At 63.9% G+C, this 17,706-nt stretch carries 16 protein-coding genes; 11 read left to right on the top strand and 5 right to left on the bottom strand.

The annotated features are described in order from the left end of the window. Positions 1-4: 4 nt before the first annotated feature. From benC to ACODSZ_RS01495, 9 genes are all read left to right on the top strand, one after another. Positions 5-1,030 (top strand): benzoate 1,2-dioxygenase electron transfer component BenC, encoded by a 1,026-nt coding sequence (benC, locus tag ACODSZ_RS01535; RefSeq protein WP_488926889.1) that lies wholly within the window; start codon positions 5-7, stop codon positions 1,028-1,030. Further along, on the top strand, positions 1,027-1,815 hold the full coding sequence (gene benD, locus ACODSZ_RS01530) for a benzoate diol dehydrogenase BenD (RefSeq protein ID WP_008326695.1): 789 nt from the start codon (positions 1,027-1,029) through the stop codon (positions 1,813-1,815). Before benC ends, benD begins: the two co-directional genes overlap by 4 nt. A gap of 34 nt (positions 1,816-1,849) precedes the next feature. Continuing rightward, positions 1,850-2,260, top strand: a complete 411-nt coding sequence (locus ACODSZ_RS01525) for a RidA family protein (protein WP_175344077.1) — start codon at positions 1,850-1,852, stop codon at positions 2,258-2,260. A gap of 90 nt (positions 2,261-2,350) precedes the next feature. Further along, positions 2,351-3,718 carry an MFS transporter gene (locus ACODSZ_RS01520; RefSeq protein ID WP_008326697.1) on the top strand — a complete coding sequence of 456 codons (1,368 nt, stop codon included), beginning with the start codon at positions 2,351-2,353 and terminating at the stop codon, positions 3,716-3,718. Between the two features lie 104 nt (positions 3,719-3,822). Then, positions 3,823-4,992, top strand: coding sequence for a benzoate/H(+) symporter BenE family transporter (locus tag ACODSZ_RS01515; protein ID WP_488926888.1), 1,170 nt, complete (start codon positions 3,823-3,825; stop codon positions 4,990-4,992). A 16-nt stretch (positions 4,993-5,008) separates the two neighbouring features. Further along, the gene (locus ACODSZ_RS01510; protein ID WP_488926887.1) at positions 5,009-6,280 is read left to right on the top strand and encodes a GTPase; all 1,272 of its coding nucleotides are present in this window, start codon (positions 5,009-5,011) and stop codon (positions 6,278-6,280) included. Further along, positions 6,277-7,824, top strand: coding sequence for a dynamin family protein (locus ACODSZ_RS01505; protein ID WP_488926886.1), 1,548 nt, complete (start codon positions 6,277-6,279; stop codon positions 7,822-7,824). Before ACODSZ_RS01510 ends, ACODSZ_RS01505 begins: the two co-directional genes overlap by 4 nt. A gap of 172 nt (positions 7,825-7,996) precedes the next feature. Beyond that, the gene (locus tag ACODSZ_RS01500; protein WP_175344073.1) at positions 7,997-8,410 is read left to right on the top strand and encodes a hypothetical protein; all 414 of its coding nucleotides are present in this window, start codon (positions 7,997-7,999) and stop codon (positions 8,408-8,410) included. 545 nt (positions 8,411-8,955) lie between these two features. After that, positions 8,956-10,503 (top strand): methyl-accepting chemotaxis protein, encoded by a 1,548-nt coding sequence (locus ACODSZ_RS01495; protein WP_488926885.1) that lies wholly within the window; start codon positions 8,956-8,958, stop codon positions 10,501-10,503. 124 nt (positions 10,504-10,627) lie between these two features. Here ACODSZ_RS01495 and ACODSZ_RS01490 read toward each other — a convergent pair whose 3' ends face one another. Continuing rightward, positions 10,628-11,260: a response regulator transcription factor gene (locus ACODSZ_RS01490; protein WP_008326707.1), complete on the bottom strand. Its 633-nt coding sequence runs from the start codon at positions 11,258-11,260 to the stop codon at positions 10,628-10,630. A 316-nt stretch (positions 11,261-11,576) separates the two neighbouring features. Between ACODSZ_RS01490 and hpaC the strand changes: the two genes are divergently transcribed. Next, positions 11,577-12,134 (top strand): 4-hydroxyphenylacetate 3-monooxygenase, reductase component, encoded by a 558-nt coding sequence (gene hpaC / locus ACODSZ_RS01485; RefSeq protein ID WP_175344071.1) that lies wholly within the window; start codon positions 11,577-11,579, stop codon positions 12,132-12,134. A gap of 143 nt (positions 12,135-12,277) precedes the next feature. Here the strand turns inward: hpaC and ACODSZ_RS01480 are convergent, their stop codons facing one another. The 4 genes from ACODSZ_RS01480 to ACODSZ_RS01465 form a co-directional block, all read right to left on the bottom strand. Then, a complete protein-coding gene (locus tag ACODSZ_RS01480) occupies positions 12,278-13,240 on the bottom strand; it encodes a PDR/VanB family oxidoreductase (RefSeq protein WP_008326711.1) in 963 nt (320 codons plus the stop codon). A 51-nt stretch (positions 13,241-13,291) separates the two neighbouring features. After that, positions 13,292-13,792, bottom strand: coding sequence for an aromatic-ring-hydroxylating dioxygenase subunit beta (locus ACODSZ_RS01475; RefSeq protein ID WP_034349976.1), 501 nt, complete (start codon positions 13,790-13,792; stop codon positions 13,292-13,294). Positions 13,793-13,797: 5 nt separating this feature from the next. After that, positions 13,798-15,084 (bottom strand): aromatic ring-hydroxylating oxygenase subunit alpha, encoded by a 1,287-nt coding sequence (locus ACODSZ_RS01470; protein WP_008326714.1) that lies wholly within the window; start codon positions 15,082-15,084, stop codon positions 13,798-13,800. A 67-nt stretch (positions 15,085-15,151) separates the two neighbouring features. Next, entirely contained in the window at positions 15,152-16,318 is a 1,167-nt protein-coding gene (locus tag ACODSZ_RS01465) for an amidase family protein (RefSeq protein ID WP_488926884.1), read from the bottom strand. A gap of 349 nt (positions 16,319-16,667) precedes the next feature. On the opposite strand from ACODSZ_RS01465, the gene ACODSZ_RS01460 reads away from it, so the two are divergent. Further along, a complete protein-coding gene (locus ACODSZ_RS01460; RefSeq protein WP_008326720.1) occupies positions 16,668-17,597 on the top strand; it encodes a LysR family transcriptional regulator in 930 nt (309 codons plus the stop codon). The last annotated feature ends 109 nt before the right edge of the window (positions 17,598-17,706 follow it).

Below are 17,706 nucleotides of genomic sequence, written 5' to 3'. Positions count from 1 at the left end.
CGACATGAGCAGCTATCGCATCGCCCTCAACTTCGAAGACGGGGTGACCCGCATCATCCAATGCGGCGCCAAGGAAAAAGTCCTGGACGCGGCGTTCCGCCAACGCATCAACCTGCCCATGGATTGCTCCGACGGCGTGTGCGGCACCTGCAAGTGCCGCGCCGAGAGCGGACAGTATGACCTGGGCGACGACTACATCGACGACGCCCTCAGCAGCGATGAAGCCGAGCAGGGACTGGTGCTGACCTGCCAGATGATCCCGCAATCCGATTGCGTGGTCGCCGTGCCGGTGGCCTCGACCGCCTGCAAGACCGGCAGCGCGAAATTCGCTGGCAAGGTGGCCGAGGTCAGCGCCTTCGGTGAGGCCGCCTTCGAACTGGTGCTGGAGGTGGCGGCTGACGCGCCGGCTTTCCTGCCGGGGCAATACGTCAATATCGCCGTGCCGGGCAGTGGCCAGCATCGCTCGTATTCCTTCAGTTCGCCTTCCGGTGCTACGCGCATGAGCTTTCTCATCAAGAACGTGCCGGGCGGTCTGATGAGCGGTTGGCTGAACAAGGCCGGCACCGGTGACGCACTGGAGATGACCGGCCCGCTGGGCAGCTTCTACCTGCGTCCGGTCAACAAGCCCGTGCTGATGCTGGCCGGTGGTACCGGACTGGCGCCGTTCCTGTCGATGCTCGAAGAGATGGTGCAGCGGGGTGGGCAGCACCCGGTACACCTGATCTATGGCGTCACGCGCGACCAGGACCTGGTATTGGTGGATCGTCTTGAAGACCTGGCCAAGCGTTTGCCCGGGTTCAGTTTCACCACCTGTGTGGCCGATGTCGCGACCACGCATCCGCGCCAGGGCTACGTGACCCAGCACATGCCTGCCGAGGTTCTGCATGACGGCCAGGTCGATGTCTATCTGTGCGGTCCGCCGCCGATGGTGGAGGCGGTGCAGAAGCACTTCCAGTCGCAGGGCATCGCCCCGGCCAGCTTCCATTACGAGAAGTTCGTCACCAGCCAGCCGGTGGCGGTGGCGGCATGAGCGCAGCGCTCACGCGTGGACGCTTCGCGGGCAAGGTGGCCGTCGTCACCGGCGCGGCCCAAGGCATCCTGCAGGGCGTGGCCATGGGCATCGCCGCTGAAGGCGGCCAGGTCGTGATGGTGGACCGGGCCGACTTCATCCATGACGTTGCGATGCAGGCACCGGACGGACGGGCTACCGGCTGGGTCGCCGACCTCGAAACCTATGCCGGCGCACAGGCCGCGATGGCGCGTGCGATCCAGCTGCATGGTCGCATCGACCTGCTGGTCAACGGCGTGGGTGGTGCCATCCGCATGCGGCCCTTTGCCGAATTCGAGGCCGCCCAGATCGATGCCGAGATCCGCCGCTCGCTCATGCCCACCCTCTACGGCTGCCATGCCGTGCTGCCGCACATGCTGCGGCAGGGGCGGGGCACCATCGTCAATGTCTCTTCCAATGCCACGCGCGGCATACGCCGGGTACCCTATTCGGCGGCCAAGGGCGGTGTGAATGCCATGACCATGGCACTGGCGATGGAATACGGTGAACAGGGCATCCGCGTGGTGGCGACCGCGCCCGGTGGCACGCAAGCACCGCCGCGCCGCGTACCGCGCAATGCGGAAGGCGACAGCGTGCAGGAACAGGCGTGGATGCAGCAGGCCGTGCAGCAGGTCACCGATTCTACCTTCTTCAAGCGCTACGCCACGTTGCAGGAGCAGGTCGCGCCCATCCTCTTCATGGCCTCCGATGAGGCCAGCTATATCACCGGGGCGGTGCTGCCGGTGGCCGGTGGTGACAACGGCTGAGCCGCTTGCCCCTCTACACTGAAACGGAGAAACCATGTCTGAACGCCAGGCCATCATTCCCAAGGGAATGGAAGACGTCTACGAAAAAATCGGTTATGCACCCGGCGTATTGGTCGGCGATGTGCTCTACGTTTCCGGCCAGATCGGACGCGGTCCCGACATGCAGCTGGTGGAGCCGCGCGAAGCCCAGATCGTGCAGGCTTTCGAGAATCTGAAACGGGTGGTGGAAACCGCCGGCGGCACCCTGGACGACATCGTCGACCTCTCCACCTTCCATACCGACATGCGCGACCTGCCCTTGTTCATCAAGGTCCGCAACCAGTACCTGAGAAGCTATCCGCTGCCTGCCTGGACGGCGACCGGTGCCCACATGCTGGGTGGTGGTCCCGGCTACCTCATCGAGATCAAGGCGGTGGCGCATCTGCGCAAGAAGGGAACTGCCTGACTCGTACCGGACCACGGCAAGAAAAATGCTGGGCATGACAACACAAAACAACGCCAATCCCGCAAGACAAACGACAACGGAGGAGACCCCATGAAAACCCAGGAAGTGAGCCAGATCATCGATGGCGCGCGTTTCACGCAATTCCACTGGATGGTGATGTGCCTGTGCGCATTGCTGCTGGTGTTCGACGGTTATGACCTGTTCATCTACGGCGCCGTGCTGCCGGTATTGATGAAAGAGTGGACCTTGTCACCCGTGCAGGCAGGTGCATTGGGCAGCTATGCACTGTTCGGCATGATGTTCGGTGCCTTCATCTTCGGCCCCCTGGCCGACCGCATCGGCCGCAAGAAGGGCGTGGCGATCAGCTTCGTGCTCTTCAGCCTTTCCACCTTCGCCAGCGGCTTTGCCAGTTCGCCCAACGAGTTCGGCATCTTCCGCTTCCTGGCCGGGCTGGGTTGCGGCGGTCTGATGCCCAATGCCGTGGCCCTGATGAATGAATACGCCCCCAAGCGCCTGCGCAGCACCCTGGTGGCCATCATGTTCAGCGGCTATTCGCTGGGTGGCGTGTTGTGTGCGGGCCTGGGCATCTGGATGCTGCCCCGTTTCGGCTGGCAATCGATGTTCTTCGCTGCGGCCGTGCCGCTGGTGCTGCTGCCGCTGATCCTGTGGAAGCTGCCGGAATCGGTCGGCTTCCTGCTGCGTGCCGGCAAGCAGGAGCAGGCGCGCGCCATGCTGGCGCAGGTGGCGCCGCACGCCGCGCCTGGTGCCGATGTACAACTGGTGCAAGGGGAGGCCAAGCCCTCTGGCGCACCGATGCTGGAGCTCTTCAAGCAGGACCGCACCGTGGGCACGCTGATGATCTGGATCGCCTTCTTCTGCTGCCTGCTGATGGTCTATGCACTCGGCTCCTGGCTGCCCAAGCTCATGGCCAGCGCCGGTTACAGCCTGGGTTCGTCGCTGTCCTTCCTGCTGGCGCTCAACTTCGGTGGCGTGGTCGGCGCCATCGGCGGCGGCTGGCTGGGTGACCGCTTCACCCTGCCCAAGGTGGTGGTGAGCTTCTTCGCGGTCGGCACCGTCGCCATCGCCCTGCTGGGGTTCAACAGCCCCACGCCGGTGCTGTACCTGCTCATCATCGTGGCGGGCGCGACCACCATCGGTACCCAGATCCTGTTGTATGCCAATACCGCCCAGTTCTATCCGCTGGCGATCCGTTCCACCGGTCTGGGCTGGGCTTCCGGTGTGGGTCGCTCGGGTGCCATCGTCGGCCCCTTGCTGGGGGGCGCACTGATGGCGGCGGCGCTGCCGCTGAGCATGAATTTCCTGGTCTTTGCGATTCCCGGCCTGGTGGCGGCGCTGGCCTTCGGCATCTTCCTGCTGCGCTATCGTCACGGGCAGCGCGCCGTGGCGGCCGAGGCGACATCGACCGTGTCGGCTGCCACGATCTCGCGCAGCGTTTAAGCTAGTCATTCAAGCCGGTTCGGCGCCCCGGAGCATCGCTCCATCGGGCGCCGGACCTTTTCCCTTTTGTACGCTGGTGCGGTTGCCTCTGCAAGGAAGCTTCAATGGTTCAACGACAAGGCTCGCTCACCGCCTGGGTGGCGGGGTTTCTGGCAGTACTGATCTCCTATGCCGGCCCGCTGGTGATCTTCGTGCAGGCCGCCCATGCCGGCCAGGTGCCGCAGGCGCAACTGGTGTCCTGGGTGTGGGGGATTTCCATGGGGGCGGGCGTGAGCGGGTTGCTGCTCAGCTGGTGGTTCAAGATGCCCATCATCACGGCCTGGTCGGCCCCGGGCACGGCGCTCTTGCTGAGTCTGTTTCCCGCCATCGGCATGCCGGAAGTAGTCGGCGCCTACCTGATGGCCGCCGTGATCCTGATCGTCATCGGCGTGACCGGCTACTTTGAAAAAATCCTCGCCGTCATCCCCAAGGGCATCGCCGCCGGCATGATGGCCGGCATCCTGTTCCAGTTCGGGGTACAGGCCTTTCGCTCCAGCACCAATGCCCCGCTGATGGTTTCGGCCATGCTGGGCGCCTATCTCGCGGGACGCCGCTGGTGGCCGCGCTACGGCATCGTGGTGGTGGCGTTGACCGGTTTTGCGGTGGCCTTCGCCAGCGGCAGGACCGAACTCGGCGTGTTGCACCTGGAACTGGCGCGGCCCGTCTTCATCGCCCCGCACTTCAGCGTGGGCGTGTTCTTCAGCCTGACGGTGCCGCTCGTGCTGGTGAGCCTGACCGGCCAGTTCCTGCCGGGCATGGCGGTGCTGCAACTGGCGGGCTACCATCCGCCCACGCGCGCCGTGGTCACCGGGACCGCGCTGGCCTCGCTGGTGACGGCCTGCTTCGGCGGCATCACCATCGTGCTGGCCGCCATCACGGCGGCGCTCTGTACCGGCAAGGATGCCCATCCCGAGCCCGGCAGACGCTACGTGGCCGGCATCGCCAACGGCGTCTTCTATCTCATCGGCGGCACCTTCGCAGCATCCATCGTGACGCTCTTTGCCGCCTTCCCCAAGGAACTGATCGCAGCCCTGGCCGGGCTGGCACTGATCGGCGCCATCGTGTCCAACATCCGCCTGATGAGCGAGGACGGCATCCACGCCGAGCCCGCCGTCATCACCTTCCTCGCTACCGCGTCCGGCATGACCCTGTTCGGACTGGGTGCGGCCTTCTGGGGCGTGGTCATCGGCATGGCTGCGCACTGGCTGATCGGCCGCCCCACACAGAAAAAATGAACACAAGGAGACCCCGATGAAATCGCCGCATGATGTCTTCGACCCGCTGGCCCGCGAGGTGCTGGCCGTGGCGCCGGGCCGCGCGCATGACCTGGCGCGCCTGCGCGTGCTGGCGCACGTTCACGCTGCGCCGACCGTGACGGTGGTCGGCAAGTACAACCACGGCAAGAGCCGACTGCTCAACGAACTGATGGGGCGCGACGTCTTTGCCGTGGCCGACCGGCGCGAGACGGTCACGCTGTCCGAGCATCATCATGCCGAACTGCGCTGGCTGGATGCACCGGGACTGGATGCCGATGTCGCCCTGCAGGATGACAACCACGCCCAGGAAGCCACCTGGCTGCAGGCCGACGTGCGTCTGTTCGTGCATGCGGCCAAGGAGGGCGAACTCGATGCGGCCGAACGTCAGCTGTTGCAGGCTCTGCGCGCGGACCAGCAGCGCACGCGGCGACAGACCCTGTTCGTGCTCACGCAAGTGGACCAGATGAGCGACGAAGACCAACTGGCCAAGGTCAGCGCCGCCATTGTTGCGCAGGCGCCGGGGCTCACCCTGCATCCGGTATCCTCGACACGCCATCGCAGCGGCGTGGAAGGCGGAAAATCCCTGCTGCTGCAACGTAGCGGCATCCCTGCACTGCAGGCACTGCTGCGGGAGGTGGTGGAGCAGGTCCCGGGCGCTCGCCAACATGAACGCAGCTTGCTCTTCACGGAGATCGGCCAGCAGCTGCTGCAGCAGCAGGCTGCGCTGGAGAGCGGGCTGCAGACACTGCGCCAGCGCCAGCAACAACAACGCCAGGATTTCGAACAGGGACTGCAGGCTGTGCTGGAAAAAGTGCATCAGGACCTGCTGCCTGTCGTCGAATTTCAAGGGGATGATCCTGCCCTGGTGCCCGATACCGCCGCCGACGAATTCAAGCTCACCGCAGGCAAGCGTGAACGGGCGCGCATCCATGTCGCCTATTCCCGCGCCTGCATCGCCATTCGTGCGCACCTGATCCAGCATGGCGTGGAAGGTCTGCCGGCCAGTCAGCAGACCTCGGTGGCCAGTCTGGATACGGTGATGGTGGCCGTGCTGGGCATCTCCATCAAATACCGGGCCGACCTGCGCCGCCGTTTCTGCGAACCGGCAGGGCAGGCGCAACTTGCGCAATCCTTCCTGCATTACTACGAACTGTCCGAAGATCGCCAGGCCCTGCAGCAGCAGATCGCCAACAGCCAGTCCGATCTGCACGCGCACGCCCGCGCGCGACAGGCCCTGGCGCGGCTGCAAGACGGGGAGGGCGCATGAGCCGCGAAGAACAGCGTTTCATCGATGCCATCGGCCGCACCGGCCAGGGCGAGGCCGACCTGCAGCCGCTGCTGGCGGCGCTGCGCGACTGGCTGGCCGCGCTGGGCCAGGCACTGGCGCAAGCGGCGCTGCCCGGCGGCGGCTTGCAGTCTGTCTGCCCCATGGCGCGCCGCATCGCCGCCTTGCAGGAAGACCGGATACGACAGGCACGCCGCCGTGAAGAACAATGGATTGCGCTCGCCCCCGCACGCGCGCTGGCCCAGCGCTTCGAGGGCAAGCTCATGCTGCTGGTGTTCGGCAAGTTCAATGCCGGTAAAAGCTCGCTATGCAACTTTCTCGCGCAGCGCTTCGGCCAGCGCCACCAGACGGTGCAGTATTTCCATCTGCAGGGCGGGCTATTGGTGGAGAGTGAAGTTCCTTTCCCTGAAGGCGCCACCGAAACCACGGCACGCCTGCAGGGCGTTTGCCTGGGCCAGGGCCTGGTACTGCTCGACACCCCCGGCCTGCACTCGGCCACCGACGAGAATGCGGCGCTGACGCAGCGTTTCCTCGACAGTGCCGATGCCGTACTGTGGCTGACCAGTTCGACTTCGCCAGGACAAGTCCAGGAGCTCGATGAACTGGCGCGCGAACTGCGCCGTGGCAAGCCGCTGCTGCCGGTGCTCACGCGCAGCGACGTGATCGATGAGGATGAGGTGGACGGGCAGATCGTCAAGATCCTGCGCAACAAATCCGACGCCAACCGCGCCGACCAGGAAGCCGACGTGCGCGCCCGCGCTGCCGACAAGCTGCAATCGCTGGGCGTGGCGGTGCATCAGTTGAAGACGCCGGTGTCGGTCTCCGCGCATGTGGCCAGGACCGCCGGTGCCGATGCCCAGGCGATGCAGGGGGCCGGCTTCGAGCGCCTGTATGCGGCGCTCGCCGAGTTGCTGGCGCCTGCCCTGGCCTATCGCGACCGCAAGCCGGCGGAGGTCCTGCTGCATCATCTGCAGGAGGATGTGCTGGCGCCCCTGCAAGCGCAGACTCTGCCCGCGCTGCAGGGCTTGCAGCAGCTGGTGCAGGATGAACTGGATGCACTGCCGGCCCGGCGTGCACGCATCGTGCAACTGGCCTGGCGCGAGGTGATGCCGGGTCTGCCGGCCCTGCTGGAGCAGCATGCCGCCAGCGATGAGGTGGACGCTCTACTGGCCAGCCTGCAAGCGCAACTGATGCACGCCTTCGAACGCCACGCGCGCGCGGTACTGGACAGCCATGTGCTTCCGACACCGGTACCGGTGGCATTGGTTCTGCCTGCCGGAAGCGGCTATGAACGCGTGGCCGAGGATCTGCCGCCGTCCTACGAAAAACTGTATGAGGCGATCGGACAAAGTGTACTGGCCGTGCTGGAGGAACTGGCCGATGAAGTGGCCAGCTACTGTACTGCCCGGATGGCTGCACTGTCTGATGCAGTGTCCGTGCAGCGGGCGCTGATCGAAGAGCATGCGCGGCGGCTGGCGCAGCTGGAAGAAGATCTGCGTCAGCCACAGACCATGGCGGCGCGCTGACGTCGCTGTCTGGCGAGATGGCGGCTCGCCTGGAATCTTTTGGCGTGTTAAGGATCGCTTAATTTTGTCGACCTACAGTAAAGCATCGACGGTCAGCTCAGCAGTGGGCTGGCCCCGACGCTGCGCCATGGAGCGGCAGCACTTTCATCCTGAACCACGACAAGGAGCCATCATGGACATCACCAAGATCACCGCCATCAGTGCCATCGTCTTCGGCCTCGCCGGCATGGCTGCGCCATTGACCTACGCCCAGGACATGCAGGGCACGGTCGCCTACATGAACGGCGGCATCGGTGCCGGCGAGCAGGCCAAGCTGCGCGAGGCGGCCAAGGACTACAACCTGCGCCTGCTGTTTTCCGAAGCCAAGGATGGCGCCTACGTCAGCAACGTCAAGCTCGATATCACCGATCATCACGACAAGAGCGTCTTTCATCTGCCCAGTGCCGGCCCCATGACCAACCTCAAGCTGCCAGCGGGACAGTACCAGGTCACCGCCATCTACAACGGCGTCAAGAAGACCAGCAAGGTCAGCGTGGGTGAAAAGCCCGTCTCCTTGAGCTTCAACTGGGTGCATCAGGATAACTGAGTCCGCCTTCCCCCTTGGCCAGCCTCGGCCACCCCTCAATACCTGCCTGAACGCCGCCGCCCTGCGCCATGAGCGCGGTGGCGGTGCTTGCGCCTGGTCGGCGTGGTCATGGTGCGGCAAGGATCCGGAAACGGGGAGGCAAGGCGTCATTGTGCCCAACTTTGGGCCGACATGCGGCCAAGCAAGATCAGGACTATTGATGGAACGCCAACAAGGCAGCGGCTGAAACGCCCGGCATCCCCTCCGCGCCCAAAAAAATTAATGTTTTACATTTCATAATGTTTCCACCCGGCCAGTTTGGGATATCCTTGCCTGGCAAGGGTTTGCGGGCTTGCGTTGCCGTTTCGGCATACCATGTTTCTTCATTTTGAACTGGTCGCCAGGCCAGCGCACTCCTAGAATCGACCGCATGCAGGGCGGCGGTCACTGGAAGGCCAAGGGGTTGGCACCAGTCTTGCTGGTACGCATCAGGGGGCAAGCCGGACGGTCAGGGAAAGTCCGTCTTTCGGGGCGCCATAGTCAACATGGTTGGGATGGAAAGAAGCATGATCAAGAACATACGTATCGGCTCGCGTCTGGGGGCGGGCTTTGCCGTGGTGCTGGTGTTTTCCATGGTGGTTGCGGCGGTGGGCATCTGGCGCCTCAAGACGGTGGCCTACCAGACGCAGGAGATGATGGATGTGCCGCTGAAGACGGAACGGCTGGTGTCGCAATGGAATACCTTGCTGCTCATCGCCATCCAGCGCACCACCACCGTGGTCAAGAGCCATGATCCCGAGCTTGAAGCCTTCCTGGCCAAGGAAGCCGCCGCCTCCAGCAAAGAGTCCGCGCAAACCTTGAAGAGCGTCGAGCAACTGCTCAACAGCGAGGACGAGAAAAAACTCTTCGCAACCATCAACGTGGCGCGCAAGCAGTTCCTCACCATCCGCGACCAGATCTATGCGGCCAAGAAGCTGGGCGATGCGGCCAAGGTGGAGGAGCTCTACCAGCAGCAATACGTGGGCATTGCCAACCATACCCAGGCCGCCATGCGCGCCTTGCTGGATTTCGAACGGGCGCGCATCGATGAGATCTCCGCCGACATCGCCCGCGATGCCGCCAGCAGTCAATGGCAGATCTTCGCGCTGGAAGTCGTGATCCTGATCTGCGGTATCGCCTTTGCGCTGCTGCTCACACGCAGCATCACCCGGCCGGTACATGCGGCGCTGGCCATCTCGCAACGCGTGGCCGCCGGTGACCTGACCTCGCGCGCCGCCCCCATGGGCCGCGACGAACTGGGCCAGCTGGTAGCTTCGCTGCAAGGCATGAGCGAGCGACTGCATGGCGTGGTCTCCACGGTGCGCCTGGGGGCCGACAGCATCGCCGTGGCCTCGGGGCAGATCGCCAATGGCAACCTGGACCTGTCGGCGCGCACCGAAGAGCAGGCCGGTGCGCTGGAAGAAACGGCCGCCTCCATCGAGCAGCTCACCTCCAGCGTGCGTACCAATTCCGAGAACGCGCATCAGGCCAATGACCTCGTCAAGACCGCTGCGTCCATCGCCGGCCAGGGCGGGCAGGTGATGCAGGAGCTCATCGATACCATGGGCAACATCAATACGTCGTCGCGCAAGATCGTCGACATCATCGGTGTCATCGATGGCATCGCCTTCCAGACCAACATCCTCGCGCTCAATGCCGCCGTGGAAGCGGCGCGTGCAGGCGAACAGGGACGCGGCTTTGCCGTGGTGGCATCCGAAGTGCGCGCGCTGGCGCAGCGTTCGGCCTCGGCCGCCAAGGAGATCAAGCAGTTGATCGATGACTCGGTCTCCAAGGTCGATGCCGGCAGCGGCCTGGTGGAGCGCGCGGGCAAGACCATGCAGGAAGTGGTGGGCAGCGTGAAGGGCGCGCATACCCTGGTGGGCGACATCAGCACCGCCAGCCGCGAACAGGCCGAAGGCATCCACCAGGTCAACCAGGCAGTGGCCCAGATGGATGGCGTGACCCAGCAGAATGCGGCGCTGGTGGAGCAGGCTGCGGCCGCGGCCAAGTCGCTGGAAGACCAGGCGGCGCAACTGAAGCGGGCGGTGGCTTTCTTTGCCTTGCAGGCCGCGTAAGCCAATCGCAGGCAACAGGAAACATCGACAAGGGCCGCAGCATGCTGCGGCCCTTGTCATGCAGGCTCAGGAAAGAGGGTAGAGGGTCGAGGGAAGAGGGAAGATCAGGACAGTTCAGCAGCGATCAGGCCGCCCTGAGAAATTCAGGCCCGAAGTCCATCAGCACATCGCGCACCAGCGTTGCCGTGCTCTGGCAGCCGAGCTTGTCCTTGACGCTGGCGCGATGCACGTCCACCGTCTTGACGCTGATGTTGAGGTCGCGCGCGATGAGCTTGCTGGACTGGCCCATGATGACCTTCTCCAGGATCTCGCGCTCGCGTGCCGTGAGCGTTTTCAGGCGCGCCTTCAGTAGCTGGCGGCGCTCGCGCGCCTGCATGTTGCCGGCCACGTGCTTGAGCGTCATCTGGATGCGTTCGAGCATCTGCTGCGAGTTGTAGGGCTTTTCCAGGAAGTCGACCGCGCCATTGTGCAGGGCGCGCACCGACATGGGGATGTCGCCATGCCCCGAGACGAAGATCACGGGGATGTCGGCCCCGATTTCCTTGAGGCGATCCTGCAGCTGGAAGCCGCTGATCTCGGGCATGCGCACATCCAGAATCAGGCAGGACAGGCTGTTGGCGTCATAGGCCTTGAGAAAGGCCTCGGGACCCTCGAAGCATTCGGTCCGGATATTGACCGAGCTCAGCAGCCAGGCCAGCGAGGTCCGAACGGCCTCGTCATCGTCGACGATGTAGACCACCGGCGGGTTGGTTTCCATCTGCACTCCTCGTCTCGTCAAAATGGAGCCGGCTTGCACCGGCACTATTTCCGACCCACTCGATGTCTTGATGGACTGGTCGGCACAAATCAAATCCTTGCGCTTTGACTTATGCAAAAAACAGGCCTGAAATTCTTGGGATCAGCGCCACTGTAAAACCCTCCTCCTGACGATGGTCTAGGTATTTTTACCTAGATCTTTTGCCGCAATCCCCTGTGGGGCGGGCGTGTGGCCCGGATTGTCTGCACCATGCTCATGCCTTAACCTGCTGTCATCGAGCGCCGTGCTTCATCGGCGTGCATCACAGGGAGATTCCATGCACAGCACCGCCATCCAGAAAGAAAAAACCGCCGCACCCATCGCCCGCGCCGCCCTTGCGCCCGAGCAACTGGAATTTCGCAATGCCATGGCGCATCTGCCGGCGGCGGTGTCCATCATCACCACCGATGGCGAGGGAGGCCGTTGCGGCATCACTGCGTCGGCGGTCTGTTCGGTCACCGATACCCCGCCCACGATCCTGGTCTGCATCAATCGCGGCAGTGCCATGCACGACGTGTTCAAGAAGAATGGTCGCCTGTGCGTGAACGTGCTCTCCGACGAGCTGGAACAACTGGCCATGCACTTCTCCGGTGCTACCAAGGTCCCGATGGAAGAGCGCTTCGGCTGGGATATCTGGGAAGAACCCGGCGAACTGGGGCAGCCGGTGCTGGCCGACGCGCTGGTCAAGCTGCAGGGACGCATCCGCGAGTTCAAGGAGGTGGGCACGCACTCGGTGATGTTCGTGGAGCTGGCCGAGGTCAAGGTCAATGAGAAGAAGGACAGCCTCATCTACTTCAACCGGCTGTTCCACAAGGTCAAGCGTACGGCGCTGTAAATTCTTTACCCGTCATCAAAGATGAATGCCATTCAGCACAATGCTGAATGGCATTCATGCTTTTGCGTCCGGCTATTTGAGAACAGTGTGCGCGCAGAGTGTGCGAAAAACCGTTCTGACCAGGACAGACGCCAGTGTGTGCGTCAAAGATCCAGCACCAGCATCCCCGACCTGGCCCGCGAGACACAGGTGCAGATCTGGTCATTGGCCGCCTTTTCCTTCCTGGACAGGCAATTGTCGCGATGATCCGGCTCGCCCTCCAGCAGCGGTACCACGCAGGTGCCGCAGATGCCTTCGCGGCAGGAGGTATCGATGACGATGCCCTCGCGCGCCAGGATATCGACGATGGGAATACCTACCGGAATCTGCACCACCTTGCCCGAGCTGGCCAGCTTGACTTCGAAGGCAGCATCACCACCGACTTCGGCAGAAGTGGCCGGGGCCGCCGGTGCGGCGAAGTGTTCAAGGTGGATCGCCTCTTCGCTGCGGCTGGCCGCTGCGCACTTGACCACCGCCTCCATGAAGGGCGCCGGGCCACAGGTGTAGACGTGGGCTTCCTTGCTGCCGGCTTCCAGGCAAGCCGTGAGGTAGTGCGCCATCTGCGCCGGCATCACCGCATAGTGGAAACGCACCTGCGCGGCGAAGGGGGCATTGTCCAGCAGATCGGCAAAGGCCGCATGCTCGCGTGCCCGCACGAAGTAATGCAGTGTGAAGGGCTTCTGGTCAGCCCAGAGGCGATAGGCCATCGCCAGCAGAGGGGTCACACCGATGCCTGCACCGAAGAGCAGATGTTCCGGTGCGCTGGTGTCGAGCGCGAAGAGGTTGCGCGGCGTACCCACTTCCAGTTCCATGCCCGGCTTGACGGCATCATGCAAGGCCGCCGAGCCGCCGCGCGAAGCCGCTTCACGCTTGACCGCGATGGTATAGCCGCAGCGGTCTTCCAGCGGGCCGCACAGCGAGTATTGGCGCATGATCCCGGTCGGCCCGGTGACGTCGATGTGGGCCCCCGGCTCGTAGGCTGGCAGCGGGGCGCCATCGGCGCGCACCAGGCGGAAGGAACGGATGTCGCCGGTTTCATCGGTGAGGGTGTCTACGATCAGTTTCATGAGGCCAATACTCGTCGGTTCATTTCAAGTGCGAAAGTGCGGTGCGCAGGCTCAGAGCAGGAAGCCCAGCGCGTTGAGGCTGTCCATGGAGTTGATGAGGCGGATCACCTTCTGCTCGATCTTCGGACCCTGGGGCGTGAAGCGCAGGCGATGCGTGAGGTTGGCCACGAACATCGTGTGCTGCTGGCGCTTGTAGCCCACCAGCACCTGGGCCGAGGTGATTTCGACCAGCTCCTCCGACAGGTGCACCGGGACGAAGCGCGACACCGTGCGCACGGTCGCCGCCGCATCCACGGCCGACATCGCGTGGCCCGAGGTCAGGCGTTCGATGCGGATCTTGCGCATGTGGGCATTGTCGTAGGCGTAGTTCAGCGTGGCCGCATAGTCGGTGGTCTCGGGATCGATGGGCACCACGTAGTAACCGTCCTCGGTCCACAGGGACTGCCAGGCGGCATAGTCCTTTCGGTCCAATAGTTCAGCTTCCTTCCAGATGAAGGCGATGGCACGCGCCATGGGCGCGGGGATGCCTTGCAGAGTGTCTTGTTGGTTCATATCGATCATTTCTCCATCATCTTTTTCCACATGGCATAGGCTTCGCGCATGCCGGTTTCATCGGTCGAGTGCGACACCTTGTCGCCGTTGTCGTCCACCCATTCGCGGTTCAGGCCGCGATTGACCAGGATGGGCGCATTGCGACCGGCGTAGGAGCCGGTCTGTACGCGTTCCCAGGCTTCGGCGTCATCGGGGCTGCCAAAGCCGAACGGACCCTGGAAGTGTTCGTGGATGCGCAGGCGTTCGCGGTTGGCGATTTCGGGGCCGCCGTCCATGCCCAGGGCCACGTGGCGGATCTGTGTCTCGCCCACCGACACCGGATGCAGCACCCGGAAGAAGGACATCGACATGGCCACATTGGGGAACAGGTTCAGGTTGAAGCCGGCGCCGTGCAGCGAGCGCACGATGCGGCGCACCTGTTCGGGCGGCATGGTCCTGGAGAGTTCTTCGGTGACGTGGGCGAAGCGCTCCTGCAGTTGTTCGCTGCCATCGTCCACATCCAGGTCCACGTGTTCCGGCACCATGATCATGACGCTGTGGCCATTGCCCAGCGAGCGGGTGATGGACTGGTCATCGGTCATGAAGGAGAGCATCTCGGAAGTTTCTTCATCGACCGACGACAGGAAGGTCTTGTGCACCACCGGGAAGTGATAGCCGTCAGTGGTGTTTTCCAGCTGGATCTTCCAGTTGCCCTTGAAGCTGAACTTGTGCTCGCCCTGGACCTTGATGGGGAATCCGGCCCCTTGCTTCATGAACAGGTCGATCCATTTCTTGGCATGGCCGAGAAAGTCCGACAGCGGTTCGATCTCCTGGTTGAAGGAGGCGAAGATCATGCCGTTGTAGCTCTCCGCACGCAGGCTCTGCAGGGGCAGGTCGGCCTTTTCGATGACCTCTTCATAGCCTTCCGGATAGGGCAGGCCGCGCAGCTTGCCATCCAGGCCATAGGACCAGCTGTGATACGGACAGGTGAAACCGGTGGCATTGCCCTTGTGCTTTTCGCACACGGTGGCGCCGCGGTGGCGGCAGCGGTTTTCCAGCACGTTGACCTTGCCGGTCTTGTCGCGTACTACGATGACCGGCTGACGGCCGATCTGGGCAGTCTTGAAGTCGCCCGGGTTCCTGATCTCGCTTTCATGGGCGACCCAGATCCAGGTCTTGTAGAAGATCTTGTCCATCTCCGCTTCGAAGATGGCCGGATCGGTGTAGAGCGAAGGATCCACCACCGCATCCTGTACCAGATCGGCATAGGAGGAATCGGTCTTGCGCGGGTGGAAGCGTAGCGGTGCATTCATGGCTTTCTCCAGTGGCTTGCAGTCGTTGTCAGTGTTGATCTTGGCGAGCTGATGTGATCGGTGATGCTCATGCCTGCTGGCTGAGCACGCGCTCCAGGTGCAGGCCGAGCGCGCAGATGCGTTCGTCATCGCCCTTGCGGCCCACCAGTTGCAGCCCGGCCTTGAGCGGGCTGCCGGCGATGGGCACCGGAATGCTCAGGGCCGGATGGCCGGACAGGTTGAAGGGCCGCACCAGCGAAGACAGCATCAGCACCGAGGCTCCCTGGCCGATCGCCGCCAGCGTCGGCGGCAGGGCCGGCAGCGTCGGCAGCAGCAGCGCATCGGCGTCAGCCAGCGCAGCATCGACTTCGGCGCTGAAGGCGGCGCGCACGGCTTCGGCCTGGGCCACGGCTTCATCGCTGGTGGTGGCCGCCGCCGAGAGGCGTTTCTCGATATCCGCCCCCAGCTTGCCCAGGCCCAGCAGATGACCGAAGGCATCATGGGTCTCGCGGTTGATGAGGGTCATGCCGGCTTCAAAGGCGGCGTGCATGTGGTGCGGGGTCCAGGCAGCGCCTTGCCAGCCGCTGGCGGCGAAGGCGGCGGCGACGGCCTCTGCGATCTCGGGATCGGCCTGTACCGTCACCAGTTTTACGCCGGCCTGTGCTACCGCTGCGGTAGCGGCAGCGCGGTCGAAACCGGGGGCGATGCTGGCCATGGCGCTGATAATGAGGTCCATGCTGCGCGCAAACGGGCCCACGCAATCCAGACTGCTCACCGTCGGATACGCCCCGGCGCGGCTGACGCGTCCAAAGGTCGGCTTCAATCCGATCACGCCGCAGCAGGCTGCGGGCAGGCGGATCGAGCCGCCGGTATCGCTGCCGATGGACATATCCACCAGCCCCGCGCCCACGGCCGAGGCCGAGCCGCTGGAGGAGCCACCGGTCATGCGGCTTGCGTCCTGTGGATTGACGGCGGTGCCGTTCCAGTCATTGATGCCGGTCATGCCATAGGCCAGTTCGTGCATGTTGGCGCGGGCGGTGATTTGCCAGTCGGCCTCCAGCAACTTGCGGACCACATCGGCGTGGGCCGTGGCCGGTGGTGCGTCGGCCAGCGCGGCGCTGCCGCCGCAGGTGGGTTGGCCGGCGATGTCGATGCAATCCTTGATGGCCACCGTCGGGCCGCTGCCCCCCAGGTGGAAGCGCGAGAGCAGGGCGTTGCCGGTGCCGGGGACGGTGCGCGGGGTGGCGTTGCTCATCCTGCGGCTCCCAGGCAGACGATGCGGGCCTGTTCTTGCAGGGTGGACTGCTCGCGGCGCTTGCGGGCCGAAACAGGGGCTGACACTGTCGTCTGCCGGGGAGAGGAAGACATGGGCTGAGGGTTCATGGCGCTGCCGTTCAAATGGGGGCGTACAGGCTGGCAATCCACGCGGGAAGCGGGATGCAGGCGGGTTCCTTGGCTGATATGAAGCATTCTAAAAGTCGCCTTAAAATAGATCAAATTGATGTAAAATATTTTTCACATAAGCGGCATGGATAGTGATGGCCGCTTTTCCTTGATATCGCTGATCGGCCCCAGGCCCTGCGCGACCCCTTCCGGAGACTGCTATGGCGACCTTCAACAACATGGACCTGAACCTGCTGCGGGTCTTCCAGGCCATCGCCGACGAACGCAGCCTGACTCTGGCCGGCAATCGCCTGCACCTGTCACAGCCAGCGGTGAGCTACGCCCTGGGACGGCTGCGCCAGATCTTCGATGACCCGCTCTTCATCCGCACCAAGGAGGGCATGCAGCCCACCCCCGCCGCGCTGGAACTGTCCAAGCCCATCAATCGCGCGCTGCAGGCAGTGCAGGATGCGTTGCGCTATACCGAGCGCTTCGATCCGGCCGCCAGTACGCGCGTCTTTCGCGCCTCGATGACCGACGTGGCCGAAATGATGTTCCTGCCGCAGCTGTGCGAACTGCTGACGGCGCAGGCACCGCACACGCGACTGCAGGTGGAGCAGGTGTCGCCGGCGCATCTGGAAGAAGCCCTGCGCACAGGACAGCTCGATTTCGCCTTCGGTAACCTGCCGGCCCTGAAGGCGGTGACCTGCCACGAACTGCTGTTTCGCGAAACCTATGTCTGCATGATGCGCAAGCGGCCTGCGCTGCCTGCGCGGGAACAGTTGCAGCTGGACGAATTCCTGTCGCTCTCGCACGTACTGGTGGAGTCCGCCGAGAGCAGTCATCACCAGGTCGAGAACTCCTTCCGCAATCTCGGGGTGCAGCGCAAGATCAGCCTGTCGATCCCGCACTTCACGGTGCTGCCGCGCATCCTCGGCAAGTCCGATCTGGTGGCGACCGTCCCGGCGCGTATCGCCAGGCTCTTTCACAGCGAACACCCGGATGTATTCCTCTCCTACGAACTGCCGGTCAAACTGCCGGCGGTGGACATCACCCTGCACTGGCACCCGGCCTTCGATGCCGATGCCGGCAACAGCTGGTTGCGCCAGATCGTCATCGACATGCTGCAGAGCTACGGTCGCAGCAGCTGATCGCCTCCCGTGCAAGGCAGAAGGCCCGCCAGTGCGGCGGGCCGTTCTCCTGCGGGAAGACCGCCGGATGTCGGCCGCGGTCTTCCCTCCTCAAGTCGTCCGTCGTCGT

It is taken from the genome of Herbaspirillum sp. FG34, from assembly GCF_057809315.1.
The sequence above is the reverse complement of the archived record's forward strand: the minus strand, read 5'-3'. Positions and strand labels throughout refer to the sequence as shown.